This is a genomic window from Candidatus Poribacteria bacterium (assembly GCA_021295715.1).
Lineage (GTDB): Bacteria > Poribacteria > WGA-4E > WGA-4E > WGA-3G > WGA-3G.
Window position 1 is genome coordinate 1 of the sequence record JAGWBV010000067.1, and the last position, 16,015, is coordinate 16,015.

Sequence of the window (16,015 nt, forward strand, 5' to 3'; positions counted from 1 at the left end):
CGACGACGGAACTATCCCACATGAATGCACCAAATCTGGGTGTGAATCCGCCTGGGAACATCTCTTGGAATGTGAATAGATTCGGGTCACTTCTGACGGCTTGCAACCGTTCGGGATCCGGAACGTGATTGGTTATCGGAATATCGTCAGCATCGTGAGGCGATAGTTCGGTAAACTCCTGTCCGGCAGCCTCTGCTGCCGCTTTTCGGGTTTCCCAATCTGCCATCTCGGTTGTCAAACCTCGCAAATCCCCGACGAGCAACGTCTCGCCACCGGTCGTACTAAACACACCGCCGCGGGTATTCGGGTTCCGGAAATAGAATCCGCCTTCAACCCGCTTTCGGGCGTAGTTGGCATGTCCATAGAAATCGATGGTATCTGTGAGGGTGGCACCGTAGTTGGCAAACAATTTGATGTCATTCTCTATAATCGGTTGTCCCCAAATTTGCGCCGGGTCTTTCACACTAAAATTGCCTGCGTTAATCAGGGCTATGGCATCATTACGTTGGACAGACCGGATGGTCGGATCTGCACCCCCGTATTCAAAGCTGAGGCTACTCCAGGCGTCTGGATTCCCTAAACCGATATTCCCTGCGACAGCAAATTGTCGACCATCGCCGTATTGGTAGATACCGGGTTTGAATTCAAACGAACCGCCTTCGTGGTTGTCTTTCAGCTGAAAGTTCATCACGCCGGCAATGGCATCAGAACCGTATTGTGCGGAGGCACCATCACGGAGGATCTCTACCTGTCGCAGCGCAATTGCGGGAATCGGTGCCAGGTCAGGTCCCTGTGAACCATCAGACAGACCGTTCCCGAGCCAGTGAATCACTGCGGCACGGTGTCGCCGCTTGTTGTTCACCAACACCAATGTATGGTCTGGTGCAAGTCCCCGTAAATTCGCCGGACGGACCACTGTTGACGCATCGCTAATCGGCTGTGTATTGATGTTATAAGACGGCACCAAAGTTCTCAGCAAATCCGGTAGATCTGCGCCGCCCTGCTTTTCAAAGGATTCGTTTGACACAATATCGATTGGTACTGCCGAATCCAAGACGGAGCGCGGTTGGGAACGCGATCCCACCACGACAAGACTCTCAAGTCTCACAGGTGCATCCGCCTCAGATGCTTCTTCAGATGCTTCAGCCTCGTCGGTGGTGGTCTCTGCTTCCTCCGCTTCACTGGCTTCTTCGGCGTGTTGGTCCGCCATAACTGTCGTAAACATACACATCGAAATGCCTATAAGGATACTGAGCACGAAAATGATCGATTTGATATATTTACTGTAATACATATCATTTTTCCCCTTTGATTTCAAAATAAACGTCAAATCATGAAAATTGCTGTCTATAGTATAAAACACAAAAATGTACTTAGCAACCCACGCTTCCCCTCAGAAGACACACGACAATTAATAATTAACACGTATTCAAATTAGGTATTGAGTTCTCAAGAGGCTAATTAGGTTGCTGCAGCTTATACAAAACGTCTTAATAATAACAGAATCCGTTCTATTCTTTATATTCAATACACGTTAAATGTAGAATGACAACTGCTTAGCATATATAATACCACAAAATTTCTCGTTCGTCAAGTTTCTCAAGCACAGAAAGGTTAGTATTAACCAGAACTTAGCAGATTGCCATAATCAGCACATTCATGTTAGGCAACTCAGACATAAATCCAATTTGACTTGATAGGGTTTTTTAGCTGTTAGCTGTCTACGAAAAAACAGAAAGCTTCACCTAAAGTTCTTTATCCCGTAAAAAAATTTAAGTTTGACAATAAATTCGTATTGGTATATACTTAAAATATACTTAAATACACGTTAAACTTGATGTTACGCTTGTTCAGAATGTAAAAAGCCTCGAAAAAAGTTCACCCAGAGTTACCTAAATTACGAAAAAACTATCATGGCAAAGAAAAAGGGACGTCGTTCCGTAAATGTCGCACGGAAGCGTGAAAAACGGAAGCGCGAGCGAAAATTTAGACAAAAACAACTTGCTCTCGAAAAACAACGTAGGCTCCCCTATGAAAAGTCAGAGGAAGAGCATTTACAAGCCTGTATCTCACAGAGTCGAAAACTTCTCAATGAACCTGAACTTGAAGGTATTCTTTTCGATTTTGAGTTGATGTATACACAGGTCACAGATGTCCTCGACAATTACGAAGCGGACCAAACAGACGTAGAGGCATTAGAAGAAAACCTCACGCCTCTAACTGTTGCAAGGGGTGAAACTACTGCGAGTGAAGAGGCACAAAACCCTTTACCCGAAGCGGAACGTGCCTGCGAACATTTTCGGGTAGAAGTGCTCCCGGACCTTGTTACCCCCGACTTCATGCAACAATTAGTACAAGCACTCTCTGGGTGTGAAAAACGCCTTAAATTAACAGGGAACCGAGAGCTCGCAGAGGTTGCTTTTGTTACCCGTTCGCTCTTTGAGGCTGCTCCACCGGAGATACTGACCTTCCACCCACTCATCCAAACCATTGGTATTGAAACCTTACGGATACTCGTGGAAGAACCGGATATAATTATTGACAGACATGCAGAGGTGAGAGAAATTCTCTCTAACGTTCTGGAATACGAAGACCGAGAAGCGTATGAATCTCAACCGATTTCTGTCTTTTCAGATACCGCACAAAACCCGGAACGTCAGAAAGAAAAAGACTCTGAAGTTGCCTTAACAGAACCGGCTTCGCCGCATTTTGATCCAATAAGTATTAAAACACCCGATCCAGGAAATGTTGTCCCTTCTCCTGAGGAGGCTCCTGCCCCACTTTCAGATCCAGCCAATCGTTCTGGTACACATACCGCAGCAATAGTAGTCCCGTCAGTATCGCCCGACGAACTTCCTGCCCGGGCACTTTATAAAAACTTCAACGGCTTGGAAATAAAAAAGAGCTTCGAGGCGCAGACAGACAACACGTCCTTACAAGAAGGACTCACCAATTACACTTTGGTGAATGAAAACGAAGAACAGGTTGAATTTGTTGATGTGGAAAACGAACGCTACATCAAGATTACCGAAGAGCGACTGCAGTTACACGCCCGCTCAGGAACAGAACTTACTATTGCAATGGCAGAGGTAGAAGCACAGTGCAGATCAGCAGTCATGTACCTCGCCAAAACAATCGAAGAAAGGGGGTAATATTATGCCACGAAGTAAAAGCGGACAGGTCCGACGTAGGACACAAATCCGCCAACGTCAACAACGGCGACAGAAAAACAAGAAAGCAGCACTGAAAGAACTCTTGCAGAACAGCAGCACTTAATATACGGCATTTCGATAGCGGCGGGTCGTTGTGCCCGCGTACACTCACGTGAGTTTGGAACCGGCGAGGTTGTGAAACCTCGCCAGCGGTGCAGCGGCGGGTCGCTGTACCCGCCTACTCTCTCTTTTCAAAGTGAACAAACTCTGACGCCTGCAACCGGACAGATTCCCCACGTCGCTCTTCAATATATCCCATCCTGAGCAGCGTAATTACCTCATGAGAAGTAGGAATATTGAAAAGTTGACGCACGTGTTCACGATCCGTAGGACGTTCGAGAGGCGCGCTGACAAACTGCACGCCGATGTTTAAAGCCGTTGCAGCGAGAAGAATATTCTGAATTAACATTCCCATGCTCAACCACATCCATCGCGTTCCACCGTCACCAGGTGGATATCTTTTGCAATTCATCGTAACCAGCATAAGAAGCGGTGCCTCGCGAACCTCTACAGCGATTTCTTTAGCCGGTATCTTTCCTGCCCCTAAATGCCCCAAAAGTGTGAACGACTTCGCGTTTTTCAACATGCCTTCCAATACCGCATCCGGCGCGTCCTGAAGAAATTTGGGCAGCGTGACGTGGTCAGTCAGCAGCACACCATCACCGAACTCCATCAAATCCGACGCTGTGAGACGCATCCAACGGCTGTTGTCATCAAGAAATTTGGCATCTTTGAATTGTTCAACGATAGCGTGCTCGGTGACCTCGGCGAGTGCGCCCTTGCCTTCTGCTTCTTGGATGAGCACCAGCTCCCAAGGTTGAACATTGAACGGCGAGGGTGTCCACCGTGCAGCCTCAATGAGTTTTTCAAGGTCTGCGGCATCAAGTGCCCGTTTCTGAAACGTCCCGCGATGGCTGCGTCGCTGTGTTATTGCGTCAAAAAGATTCATAGATTCACGTAGTCCCGATGACGTTGTAGGATCTCCGTTGGCGATGCGGTCCCTGTGGCACCGATTTTTGTGACAGTAATTGAAGCTACCAGATTGCCAACATACGCCGCTTCAACAGATGCCTCAGTTTGTGAAGCGCGTAGACTACAGAGCGTTGCGACAAGCCCTGCTGAAACACTGTCGCCTGCCCCAACTGGATCAATCTCATCATTAATGGAGATACCGGGGATGTGCGTAAACTCACTTCCACTGTAGACGAGGATACCATTTTCACCAAGGGTGACGTACACCGTCCTTTGGGTTTGTTCTGAGAGTGTAACGGCGCACTGCTTCGCTTCATCAATGTCAACGTCCTGTCCATTCCACGCTGGTTGAAGGGCGCGTTTCGCCTCAAATCGGTTCGGTTTAATGATAACATTTCGGTACTTACCAATCCGTGTGCGAGCGTCGGCGAAAAAGATTTTATTAGGAAACGCCAATCCCAACGCACATAATTCTTCTCTCACTCGGTTAGTGACAACGCCTAAGTTCTCAATTGGCATCTGATCACCGACAATTACACCATCAACCAGCGGGACACAATTTCGAAGGGCATCAATCACAGCAGTTTCAACCGTCTGATCCATCGCCGATTGGTTCTCAATATCAAACCGCGGTCCCTCCGTCTCCACACCTTCATATCCGCGATGGATGGGTTTAAGATAAGTCGGTGTTACCCACTCTGGGACCTGTATCATAAAATCCGTCAGGCATCCGTTCGTCTGTAGACAATCGAGGAGTGTTCCACCGAACCCATCTTCACCAATAACACCTAACGTATAGAGGGTGTCTACACCTAATGCCTTCAGGTTATTTGTAACCGTTCCCGCGGCACCCGGACTATAACGTTGCTCAACAACTGGATTCGTATGCCACGGCGTTTCCAAGGACAGTGTTGAACGGGTTTTATCTATGTACCAGTAGGCATCAAGATAAAAATCGCCAACGACCAGAATCCGCTGGTCTTGAAATCGGTTGAGAATCGTCTCCAGGCGTGCTTCGCTAATCAATGTGCTCCTCCGGTGCTGCAAATATACTACAATAACCCAAGTTGCCACTTTCTTCTTCACATAGCACCCCTAATGAAGATTAAGAATTTAATCGGGTAATTTTTACCGATGCCCGGTGCGGTTAGGGTGAAAGACCCTACCGGGTCTGGTGGAACATGGAATTACCCAAATATTTTATTTAACTTCATACGGGGTGCAGCGACTGAGATATACACTTTTCTATAGACATACCACCCCTACGGGGTGTGAAGAGATGCTTTTCTTTGAAAAACTTGTGTTTAAACGCTAAAACCTATTAGGTAGCAAGTTGAGTTCCAATATGGATAGCCATTATACCACATCCCAACTTTTTGCGGAAACACCAAATCCTCTCATCCCAGGGGTCATTCAGAAACCCTCTAATTTTTTCTTGACTATTTTCTTACACTTGTTATACTTTTGAAAATTGAACAATAATACGACAGCAATATTAGAATGGATTATTAGACTATCCTGCACTGGGTGCGTTGGTCTAAAAACATAGGAGCAGTTTATGAATCCGAAAATTTTTAGGTTAACACTCTGCGTATTACTCGTACTCTCAGCCGCTTACCTTTCTGGGGAGGAGAGAACGGAAGATGTCGGAATAACTGAAGGACCGATGCCTACACTTAAAGTGGGTTTGATTCATCCGTTGCTAAATTACGCCACTTTTGGCGACGGTGCAAAACTCGCCTTAGCCGAAATCAACAAGGCAGGCGGTATCCTTGGGAGGCAGGTAGAGTTTATCTATAAAGTAGAAACAGGAACCATTGCTGATTCTGCAAAAGAATTAGCCGAAATGGAAAATGTTGTCGCTATATTGGGTCCGATGTTTTCAAGTAGTGCTGTTAAAGTTGGACCGATCATCAATATCCCTGTCATTGTGGGGGCAACAGGTGCTGACGTGACGAATACTGGGAATGATCCGAGAGATTTTCTCTTTCTCGTGGCGAATTCAAATGCCTTGCAAGCAAAAGTCATGGCAGGTTTTGTGGTGAACGATCTCGGCAAGAAAACTGCAGCGATGATTTGGCAGAACGGGGATGTCTACTCTAAAGGTTTTGTTAACGCATTTGATGCGAATTTCCAGGAACTTGGCGGTCGCATTGTTGCCAATCAAATCTATGAACAAGGCGATACAATGTTTGATGGACAACTTGAGATCATCAAAAAGGCAAACCCTGATATCCTGCTTCTCGCAAGTTTTCCGCCAGAGAACCCGATCATAGTGAAACAGGCACGGGAGATGGGCATTAAGTCCATCTTTATCGGCAGCGATGGTTGGGATGATTCGTTGATGTTAGATACTTTAGAGGATAACACCCCTCTCGAAAATTCCTACTATTGCAGTATCTCGGATGAACTTACTGCAGATTTTACGGACGCTTATGAAACAATGTTTAAAAATCAGGCTATTGGTATCGCGCCATTAGGTTACGATGCCATACGGTTATTGGCAATAGCGATTGAGAACGCCCAATCAACAGACCCTGTTATAATTCGGGACGCAGTTGCTGCTATCACTGACTACCAAGGGGCGACAGCTATTTCCGGCTTTGATGCGAACCGTCATCCTATCAAACCGGCTGCGGGTATCCGCGTGTTGAAAATCGTTGGGGGTCAACCGCAGCAATACACTGTTGTGAAAGCAAGTCAATAACCCCTACCCAATTTGCAATATCGTCCGAGATGTGGTAAAATATAAGGAGTCCATTTTTCTGGAGCAAGTTTTGCCCCTTCCCAGTATCCCTTCCCAATAAAGAGTGGGATCCCGGCGTTGAAAGCCACGCCGAAAGTTATCACATTAACACTTGGAGAATATCTATATGTACAAAATCGGCCTTATCCCTGGCGATGGAATCGGCCCCGAAGTGACGCGCGAAGCAATGAAGGTCTTCGGGGCAGCAGCTGAACAAGCAGGAATTCAATACGAGACAGTCGAATACGATGTCGGCGGCGCCCGGTATCTGGCAACCGGCGAAGTGTTGCCGGATTCAGTTTTAGAGGAACTCCGAGGATTAGACGCTATCTACCTTGGTGCAATCGGGCATCCCGATGTCAAACCCGGTATTTTAGAGAAAGGTATCCTGCTCAAAGTCCGGTTTGAACTCGATCTCTATATTAACCTCCGCCCCGTCAAACTCTACCCCGGTGTCCCAACCCCCTTAAAAGACAAGGGACCTGAAGAAATTGATTTCATTATTGTTCGTGAGAATACCGAAGGCTTATACGCTGGGATCGGTGGTTTCTTGAAACGCGGCACGCGTGATGAAGTTGCGATTCAGGAAATGATTAACACTTACAAAGGTGTAGAACGCTGCGTGCGCTATGCGTTTGAACTCACGAAAAAGCGTAATAAGGAAAATACACTGACGCTCTGCGACAAAGCAAACGTCCTCACCTATGCACATGATCTGTGGCGACGGGTCTTTGACGAGGTAGGCGAAGATTATCCTGATATCAAGAAGGAATATGCCTTTGTTGATGCGACAACAATGTGGATGGTGAAAAACCCTGAATGGTTTGATGTCATTGTGACGTGCAATATGTTTGGAGACATTATTACTGATCTCGGTGCGATGATTCAGGGGGGCATGGGGGTCGCAGCATCTGGCAACCTGAACCCAGAAAGCGTCGCCATGTTTGAACCGATTCACGGCTCCGCGCCGCGTTACACAGGCAAAAATCAGATTAATCCCATTGCGGCGATAGGTGCTGCCGGAATGATGCTCGACCACCTGGGGTATGCGGAAGCGGCAACAAAAGTGGAGAACTCTATCAGCGACCTGCTGGCAAGTGGGAAGATTAAAGACCTGGGTGCCGGACGCATGGGCTACACGACTGAAGAAGTTGGCGATCTTGTTGCAGCGGGATTGTAATTGTTCACAGGTAGGTAGACTTTTCAAAGGGCGAGGTTAGGAACCCTCGCCAGCAAGGAGGGATGCCCCAATTTTCAGAGCAGACGTGCTGTAAAATTAATCCGATCTGAATAGCGGTTCCAACGATTGAAGGTGTACATGTCGTAAGCACTTAGGGGCTTGTAGCCAGCGGCTTTGAGCAGGTCATTGACCGTGTTGACTTCAAAGATTCGCTGCTGGTGAATCTCTTCATAGCGACGAAACAGATCACCCTCTCGGATGAAAAAGGTTAGGACGGTTCGGCACATCTTGGAATGGTGGAGGTAATTGTTTTTCCAAATATAGGTATAATCATCATGGTTTGAGGCGAACGTTCTGTTGTGAAAATGCTCAACGATATTTCGTTCCGTCGTCACGTCAAAGATAAACAAGCCGTCCGGTTCGAGATGCTCGGCGACACACTGAAAGACGTTGCTTAATTCGTCTTCATCGTAAGCATAGTTAATGCTATCGTAGGTGCAGAGGATTGCGTCAAACCGTTGGTTCAGTTGAAACTGGCACATATCGCCGTGATGGAGTTCGATGTCTATATCGTGCGCTGCGGCTTTTTCCTTCGCAATGTCGAGCATACCAACTGCTCGATCCACACCCGTCATCTCATAGCCTTTCAATGCGAGTTCTATCGTCAACGCACACGTGCCGCATGCCAAATCGAGAACCGTGCGCGGTTTGTAATCATATTTGTCGAAAAGCGATTGAATGTAATGTGTCCAACGCGTATAGTTGACGTTTGTCATCATCCTGTCGTAGGCGTAGGCGAATTTCTCATAAGGGGGAGTTAGCTGTGTCCGCATCGTTTAAGGGTTACTTGCAAACCGATACTGCAAGTTACTCGGTTCCTCCTTTAACCCCGACAGAAGCATCCATCATCCGTAGGAGTGTGTTAATCTCCTCGGCATCCCAAGATTCATCGGCGTTCGCTTCTATCGCATATCTACCAACGGCTCTGATTTTACGGAGACTGATCTTCCCTGTAAGGAAACTGAATGGGAGCTGCTGTCCGGCTGTTTTAACTCGATCAAACGTAGCCTCAATGTCATACTGATCTACGCCTTCAGGGGCTTGTCGAATCAGCGCGTCCTTGACCATATCTGCGCCGAAACCAAATAATTCTTTGATGATAAACCATTGCAAAACGGCAAGGCATATCGCGAGGATTAAGAGAACCGTCAATACTTTGACGATGTGTCGCCCCCATATTCCTTTCTCAGCTGCCATGTTTTAATTTTTCCTTGTGGTTAACTAACGGACGTTCAATAAAACTATCAAATGCGTTTCTTCAATCTGAAGCAATACGCAGAAATACCCAAGCAAAAACACCCTGCGCTGGTATTGCTGGCTACTATTTGGCTATTTATCTTACACTTAATCTTAATACTTAAGGCGGATTTTGTCAATAGATTTTTCTGTGGCACCGAGGTGGTTAGAACCTTACTCACGAAATAGATAGGTAAAAAAATGAAAATAGGAATTGTAGGCAGACCGCAAGTCGGCAAAACGACGGTTTTTAACACATTAGCCCAGTCAAACGCAGAGATTGGGGGCTACACCAGTCGCGGGCAAATAAACCTGAGTACTGCCAACATCCCAGAGGAACGTCTGGAACAGATAGCAAAGATATCCGAATCTGAAAAAACAACGCCTGCTACCATTGACTACGTAGACGTTGCCGGCGTAACGAAATCGGACATAGAACACGCAGCGTTAGATTCGGGAATGCTCGCAGAACTTCGGACAGTCGATGCCCTTGCCCATGTCGTCAGACTCTTTGAAGACGAAACGGTTCCACACGTTGATGGAGATGTTGACGCAGAACGCGATATTGAAAGCGTCGCCCTTGAGTTCGCATTGGCAGATTTGCAGATCGTTGAAGGTAGACTGACTCGACTCCGCAAGCAATTTCAAAATCAGAAACTTCCGGAACAGCAAAGTGAAATTCGACTTTTAGAGACGTGTCAGAAAACCCTTGAGTCTGGAAAACCACTCCGAGTGCTCGACATTTCTGCCAATGAAGAGAAGTTGATACGCGGTTACGGGTTTTTGACACAGAAACCGTTGTTGTTAGTCTGCAACATCGGTGAAACTCAACTGGAGGCGGCTGACGAAATTCTCGAACGTTTTATGAAATATAAGACGGCGCCACAAACAGAAGTCATCGTCCTCGCTGCGCAACTGGAAATGGAATTATCACAACTTGATGAAACGGATACCGAAATTTTCATGGAGGAGATGGGATTGGGCGAATCTGCTGTAGAGCGGTTCATCCAGACTTCGTATCGGTTATTAGGGTTGTTGACATTTTTTACAACCGGTCCCGTCGAGACACGCGCATGGACATTACGTGAGGGGCAGACGGCTGTCGATGCAGCGGGACGTGTCCACACCGATTTCGCGGAAGGTTTCATCCGTTCTGAAACAATTAATTGGGCTGACTTCGTAGCGTGCGGCAGTTACCCGCAAGCACGAAGTAAAGGTTTGTTGCGAGCCGAGGGGAAAACCTATCAGGTCCAAGAGGGTGATGTTTTACTCATTTTGGCGAATTCGAGCAACTAACGTATCATCCCGCAAATCAGCGATTGCTTCCATCATCTGATTGCCCATCTGTTGATACATCTCGCGCTTCGTCTCAAACCCTTCGGCAGTGAGTTCAAGAGGCGCGCCAAATGTGACGGTTAATTTTGCTCGGCGCAGTCGTTTACTGCTGCGTGGTAACATCCGTTCCGCGCCACTATGGAAAACAGGAATCGTTGGGACACCTGCTCGGTGTGCAATAAAACAGGCACCGTCCCGCGCTTTACCCAATGTGCCATCGACACTACGAGTGCCTTCGGGAAATATAAGCACAGCGTTCCCAGCTTTCAAAAGCGAAATAGTCCGCCGCAACGCCCCTAAGTCAGGGGCACCTCTATTGACGGGATAGGCATTATAGGCTGAGATAAGTTTCCCCAAGCCGGGAATGTCAAAAGCGTTACTCCGTGCCATATAATGGATCTCACGATTGGCGGCGGAACCGACGACGACAGGGTCAAGAAAACTCACGTGATTTGAAACGAGTAGCACCCCACCTGCTCTCGGAATATGATGAACACCTCGCGCTTCAAGGCGTCCCATCGTTTTACAGAAAAGATTTGTGAGTCGATGTCCCCATCGGTAGAGTGCCCGGGGTGTCCAAAACTGATTATTGGTATACCACATAAAAAATATCGGGGTTACAAACCCGTCCTACTATTACGGTTGGTTTGCACACACATGTGCAATAATAAAATCAACCACTTCTTCAATATTTTTATCGGTTGTATCAACGACAATCGCATCGTCAGCAGTGCGTAGCGGACTATGTTCCCGTGTCGTATCTTTTTCATCGCGCTCGCGAATCTCAGCTTCAACCGCTGCTAACGTTGCCTTTATGTTTTGCGTTTGGAGTTCGGCGAGTCTCCGTTTTGCACGCTCTGTTACAGAAGCATCAAGATAGAACTTAAAATCGGCGTTCGGGAAAACGATAGTCGTTAAATCCCTACCTTCAGCGATGATACTCCCTTCTGCACCGATCCGCTGTTGATGTTTCACAATTTCACGGCGAATCTCTGGGATTTTCGCGACATCTGCGACAAATCTGTTGACTGCTGGCGTTCGGATTTCGACAGATACATCCTCGGTATTAAGCAGAATTGTTCTACCGTTATCCGTGAATTCGATATGACAGGCTTTTACACGGTCAATCAGTTTCGGGCTATCGGCTGCAAGTCCTTCCTGTAATGCCAAGAGGGTCACTGCTCGGTACATTGCCCCGGAATCGAGATACAGCAGTTCGAGTTTTTCTGCGACGCGTCGAGCCACCGTGCTTTTCCCAGACCCGGCGGGTCCATCCATCGCAATCGTCACCTGAGATCCTGGTTTTTTCATGAGCCTCCCAATACTTTTCTGCGCTTTTCGACGATAACTTGTGCCTCGAGAAGTACACGTTCCATCTCAGCAAGGTTATCCGTCTGAAGCAAGGTTTTGAATTCATCTAAATTGTCAACGATGTTATCAATGAGTGATAAAAGGACATCCCTATTTTGGGTAAAAATGCCGGTCCACAAGTCGGGTGCGCCCGCGGCGATGCGTGTAGAATCCCGAAAACCGGTCGCCGTAAAGTCCAACGCTTTATGCTGCTCCGTCTCGACACTTGCAACAGTATTGGCGAGTAGACTGGCAACGAGATGCGGGAGATGGCTTGCGGCACCGATGAGCAGATCATGGGTTTCAGGAGAGAGGAGATGTGGCACTGCCCCGACAGATTCCCACAGATTTTTAACCCGTTGTAAGGAATCCTGATCAGTGCTTTCTGTGGGTGTCAAAATACACGTTGCGTTTTCAAAAAGCGTTGCGCGTGCTGCATCCACGCCGGTTTCGTGTGAACCTGCCATCGGATGCGCGCCTACAAAGGAGAGGGTATCTGATCCGTGTTTTCGTAACTGCGCCTCAATCGTCCGCACCAACACCGATTTCGTACTACCGACATCCGTCAGCACCACAGATTGTTGGCTATCAACGACCTCAACAATATGCTGCACCAACACGGGCACCAACTCAACAGGGGTGCACAGGACGACAAGGTCGCTTCCGTGCAGCCCTTCCTCGACTGCTGTTGTAACTACATCAACGGCATCGTGTTGGAGTGCTTTTTCGAGCCTACCGATGTTCCGCCCCAACCCGATGCGTTGTCCTTGAAATCCATTCTTTTTCAGTGCAAGTCCAAGCGATCCTCCGATTAAACCGACACCCCATATAGTAATTCGACGAAGTTGCTGCATGTGTCCCATAGCCAAGTCTTGGAAACCTTCAATCTGCGAATGTATCGCGGCATACCGAATAGGTGGAAATCTCACTATATTCTACGGGAATCTTTGACGCTTTGTCAAGCGAAAAACGGTAGACGCGGTATCTTCACCATATAAATCGATACATCGGCTTTTCGAGGAAGATGCCGAGAAGTCCCCAGACACTCCCGACCCAGAATTCACCCAAAATGAGTCCCAAAAAGAACGGTGCGACGCGACGAAACGTCCGCACGCCACCGAAACGCAGAATCGCTAACTTGATGAAATAACTGATGAACACCGAAAACCAGAAAAAGTTCACCGCCCACGTCCCAGAGATAGCATATCCTATCGGATACAGGGGCCACCAGAAAAAGCGGAGCCGAACCAAAGTCAGCCCGAACGCGAACAGAAATCCGAAGACCATCGCAATCAAAGACGGAATGTTCACAGGCATTGGGTTTGTGAGCCAATTCTGGGTGCGGTTAAACACCGACCCCGACCAGACCTCAATCGCCCCACTCTCATAACCGAGATGGAGTGCCCCCCAAAACGCCGCAAAAGGGCTTAGGACCATCGCGAGGAGCATCGCCACAGCAATCCGCCGCGAAGAACTACGCGAGCGTTCCGCCAATTTCAAGCCTTCTAACTGATGCGGCATTGTATTGCCTCGATAAGCACGATTGAAGCAGAATATCAATGAAAAGAGTGTCAGATTCTGTCCGCCGAGTCGTCGCATTCCGAACATCTTCGGAAGTAAGACATCGGGTCCCATAGCGCGTAAGTCATGAATCGGCGGACCGAGTTCAGCACGGACACGCGTAATTACGGTCACCGTCGTCAGATGGATAGCAAAGACGAGGACTGCCACCCAGAACGACATCCCCGCAACCCACCAAAAACCAGCGAGGAACAGAAACCCGCAGATTAACCCTAACACTGCACTGCGATAGGACATCGGTTCGTTGGGCTTCGTCCTTCGGCTTCCGTGCCATGCCTGCCTAAGGACATCCCGCAAATGGTCCCGCGCACTCCACAGGGTCATACACAAGACCCCGACGCAAACCCCGAACGATTGGTCGAAGATAAACGGGAACCCCGGAATCCGTTGCAAGCCAGCGATACTCCCAAATATCATCTCAAATTTCCAGAAAATATAGAAAAACCAGAACGTAAACGAAAGGTCGAGCGGAATAAAATACGCCATCCCGATAACAAACGGGAAGAAAACGATTGGCGTCCAGCCAATTGCGTTCCACGGTTTCGTCGTAAACAGCGGACGCAGGTCATAGAACTCTCCTCCGAGTCCCGGAAAGTTTGGTAATAGGAAATGTAGTCCGTTAACCACGTCTATCCCGCCTGCGAGGATGATGCCGACCCACAACGGTTTTGAACGGAAGAAACGGGTCGTTGTCATCTGATACGGCAATTCAATAATCGGGTAACTGAGCCGTTCTATTTCAATCCACTGTCTTCGTAGCATCACGTTGATGCAAAATGTCGTGAACAGCAGGACGATGATAAACCCGCTCCACGCCAGTACAGGTTTCCACCACATCTCAAGGTGCGGACGCAGATAAAGGCTCGACTCACCCGTAAAATAGACAGTCAAACGGTTCTTGTCCGTCAAGGCGAGCCAATCAGGAAGATACCGGTGGAAAAGCGTGCTCCACTCATTCTCCTCTGTTGCCAACCAGCCGACCGTGGCAATATTCGTAATAATTACCTCAAACAGGTCATGTCCGCAGATAGCGGAGGCTATGGATAGCATAGCGTAGAGCGTTAGCAATTCGCCTTGGGTGAGTGCGGCACGTGGTGCGAACCGGTGAAGGATTGTATTGAGGGCGATCAGTATGACGAGTGCGAAGATGGCATTGAAAAAGAGGGACATCGTCGTCGGGAACCCTTGATCCCACCGTAACGATGCGAAGACCCAATAGTTATTGAAAGGAATCAGCGCGAGTCCAAGCCAAATAATCCGCCAACGGATTTTCTGGCGAGGAGACGTAGAGGGGGCAGGCGAGTGTTGCTGCATAGATAGTCCCAGTCAAGGTGTGTGTGGATTACCCGTAAATCCGCAACGCCATTATACCGTAAAATTGAGATGCGTTCAAGATTTTTGTTTGCAAAATTAAAGCCAAACCTGTTAAAATAACCTTATAAAAATTACCCCAAGCGTAATCTTCTCCTTTCTAAAAACATAAAATGAACACCATAACAGAAGCACACTATAATCGCGGCATTGCCTATCTGGAAACGAAACAATACAACAGAGCAGTCCGTGAGTTTGAAGCAGCCATTAAGTTGGATGCGGATTTCATAGGCGTCCACTGCGCGCTCTGTCGCGCATACCTCGAACAGAACGAATTAGAGAAAGCAAGCACCTCTGTCATAGCAGCATTAACACTCGATGCCACCCATCAACCCGCACTGCTGCTGTGTGACACTATAACACAGGCATACTATGACAACGGCAAAGAGTATCTCAATGCCGAACGTTATACAGAAGCCGTTTCCACGTTCCAGAAAGCACTGACGCTTAACGCCGATTTAGAGCGCAGTTCGCAGGTTACCGATATTGAAAACAAGCATATCTATGCACATCTTGGTGCCGCTTACATTAGGCTGAAGTCGTATCCGGCGGCGATCGATGCGTTACAAAATGCGATAGCCTTAGATGCCGAGCTCGTAGATGCTCACTACTACCTCGGCTACGCTTATGTGGAGCAGGGATACTACAAGAAAGCGATTCCACACCTTGAGCAGGTCATAGCCATCGCGCCTCACCTTAAACGAGCACATTACAACCTCGCACGTGCCTACCGAGAATTAGGAAACTGGGAGGCAGCAACACATGCTGTTACAGAGACCCTAAAACTTGATCCGAACTATCAACCTGCCAAGGAACTCGCAGACATACTGAAATAGGAACACAAATAAGGGTATCATTCATCTCATCCTATATAACCCAAGTTGCTAGTAGTCTGTCACATCTAAACTGACAGGTGGGCTCGTCCGATTTTGTCGGGTTTCACTCCGTTCTACCTGCAGGAAATACCCAATC

At 47.9% G+C, this 16,015-nt stretch carries 14 protein-coding genes; 5 read left to right on the top strand and 9 right to left on the bottom strand.

Going from position 1 to position 16,015, the window contains the following annotated elements; genetic code table 11:
* The coding region (locus tag J4G07_16270; GenBank protein ID MCE2415544.1) for a TonB-dependent receptor plug domain-containing protein at nt 1-1,294 on the bottom strand (1,294 nt) is incomplete at its 3' end.
* A 619-nt stretch (nt 1,295-1,913) separates the two neighbouring features.
* Between J4G07_16270 and J4G07_16275 the strand changes: the two genes are divergently transcribed.
* Nucleotides 1,914-3,152, top strand: a complete 1,239-nt coding sequence (locus tag J4G07_16275) for a hypothetical protein (protein MCE2415545.1) — start codon at nt 1,914-1,916, stop codon at nt 3,150-3,152.
* A 238-nt stretch (nt 3,153-3,390) separates the two neighbouring features.
* Here the strand turns inward: J4G07_16275 and J4G07_16280 are convergent, their stop codons facing one another.
* Nucleotides 3,391-4,161: a nitroreductase family protein gene (locus J4G07_16280; protein MCE2415546.1), complete on the bottom strand. Its 771-nt coding sequence runs from the start codon at nt 4,159-4,161 to the stop codon at nt 3,391-3,393.
* On the bottom strand, nt 4,158-5,210 hold the full coding sequence (locus tag J4G07_16285; GenBank protein ID MCE2415547.1) for a carbohydrate kinase: 1,053 nt from the start codon (nt 5,208-5,210) through the stop codon (nt 4,158-4,160). The genes J4G07_16280 and J4G07_16285 overlap by 4 nt, the downstream gene beginning before the upstream one ends.
* Before the next feature lie 532 nt (nt 5,211-5,742).
* On the opposite strand from J4G07_16285, the gene J4G07_16290 reads away from it, so the two are divergent.
* Nucleotides 5,743-6,891: an ABC transporter substrate-binding protein gene (locus J4G07_16290; protein MCE2415548.1), complete on the top strand. Its 1,149-nt coding sequence runs from the start codon at nt 5,743-5,745 to the stop codon at nt 6,889-6,891.
* 166 nt (nt 6,892-7,057) lie between these two features.
* Entirely contained in the window at nt 7,058-8,110 is a 1,053-nt protein-coding gene (locus tag J4G07_16295; GenBank protein MCE2415549.1) for a 3-isopropylmalate dehydrogenase, read from the top strand.
* A 74-nt stretch (nt 8,111-8,184) separates the two neighbouring features.
* On the opposite strand, the gene J4G07_16300 is transcribed toward J4G07_16295, so the two are convergent.
* Nucleotides 8,185-8,943: a class I SAM-dependent methyltransferase gene (locus tag J4G07_16300; protein MCE2415550.1), complete on the bottom strand. Its 759-nt coding sequence runs from the start codon at nt 8,941-8,943 to the stop codon at nt 8,185-8,187.
* Nucleotides 8,944-8,977: 34 nt separating this feature from the next.
* A complete protein-coding gene (locus J4G07_16305) occupies nt 8,978-9,367 on the bottom strand; it encodes a hypothetical protein (protein MCE2415551.1) in 390 nt (129 codons plus the stop codon).
* 240 nt (nt 9,368-9,607) lie between these two features.
* Between J4G07_16305 and ychF the strand changes: the two genes are divergently transcribed.
* Nucleotides 9,608-10,702, top strand: a complete 1,095-nt coding sequence (ychF, locus tag J4G07_16310; protein MCE2415552.1) for a redox-regulated ATPase YchF — start codon at nt 9,608-9,610, stop codon at nt 10,700-10,702.
* On the opposite strand, the gene J4G07_16315 is transcribed toward ychF, so the two are convergent.
* The 4 genes from J4G07_16315 to J4G07_16330 are packed head-to-tail and all read right to left on the bottom strand — an operon-like array spanning nt 10,673 to nt 14,986.
* Complete coding sequence (locus J4G07_16315) at nt 10,673-11,344, bottom strand: 1-acyl-sn-glycerol-3-phosphate acyltransferase (GenBank protein ID MCE2415553.1); 672 nt, start codon at nt 11,342-11,344, stop codon at nt 10,673-10,675. The two genes, ychF and J4G07_16315, sit on opposite strands and share 30 nt — an antisense overlap.
* A 33-nt stretch (nt 11,345-11,377) precedes the next feature.
* Complete coding sequence (locus J4G07_16320) at nt 11,378-12,031, bottom strand: (d)CMP kinase (protein ID MCE2415554.1); 654 nt, start codon at nt 12,029-12,031, stop codon at nt 11,378-11,380.
* 17 nt (nt 12,032-12,048) lie between these two features.
* Nucleotides 12,049-13,020: a prephenate dehydrogenase/arogenate dehydrogenase family protein gene (locus J4G07_16325; protein MCE2415555.1), complete on the bottom strand. Its 972-nt coding sequence runs from the start codon at nt 13,018-13,020 to the stop codon at nt 12,049-12,051.
* Nucleotides 13,021-13,078: 58 nt separating this feature from the next.
* Entirely contained in the window at nt 13,079-14,986 is a 1,908-nt protein-coding gene (locus tag J4G07_16330) for a hypothetical protein (protein MCE2415556.1), read from the bottom strand.
* A 170-nt stretch (nt 14,987-15,156) separates the two neighbouring features.
* Here J4G07_16330 and J4G07_16335 point away from each other — a divergent pair, with 170 nt between their 5' ends.
* A complete protein-coding gene (locus tag J4G07_16335; protein ID MCE2415557.1) occupies nt 15,157-15,879 on the top strand; it encodes a tetratricopeptide repeat protein in 723 nt (240 codons plus the stop codon).
* Nucleotides 15,880-16,015 lie beyond the last annotated feature (136 nt).

Coding starts and splice junctions, on each gene's coding strand:
- J4G07_16275 (MCE2415545.1), top strand. CDS start 1,914: ATGGCAAAGAAAAAGGGACGTCGTTCCGTAAATGTCGCACGGAAGCGT.
- J4G07_16280 (MCE2415546.1), bottom strand. CDS start 4,161: ATGAATCTTTTTGACGCAATAACACAGCGACGCAGCCATCGCGGGACG.
- J4G07_16290 (MCE2415548.1), top strand. CDS start 5,743: ATGAATCCGAAAATTTTTAGGTTAACACTCTGCGTATTACTCGTACTC.
- J4G07_16295 (MCE2415549.1), top strand. CDS start 7,058: ATGTACAAAATCGGCCTTATCCCTGGCGATGGAATCGGCCCCGAAGTG.
- J4G07_16300 (MCE2415550.1), bottom strand. CDS start 8,943: ATGCGGACACAGCTAACTCCCCCTTATGAGAAATTCGCCTACGCCTAC.
- J4G07_16305 (MCE2415551.1), bottom strand. CDS start 9,367: ATGGCAGCTGAGAAAGGAATATGGGGGCGACACATCGTCAAAGTATTG.
- ychF (MCE2415552.1), top strand. CDS start 9,608: ATGAAAATAGGAATTGTAGGCAGACCGCAAGTCGGCAAAACGACGGTT.
- J4G07_16315 (MCE2415553.1), bottom strand. CDS start 11,344: ATGTGGTATACCAATAATCAGTTTTGGACACCCCGGGCACTCTACCGA.
- J4G07_16330 (MCE2415556.1), bottom strand. CDS start 14,986: ATGCAGCAACACTCGCCTGCCCCCTCTACGTCTCCTCGCCAGAAAATC.
- J4G07_16335 (MCE2415557.1), top strand. CDS start 15,157: ATGAACACCATAACAGAAGCACACTATAATCGCGGCATTGCCTATCTG.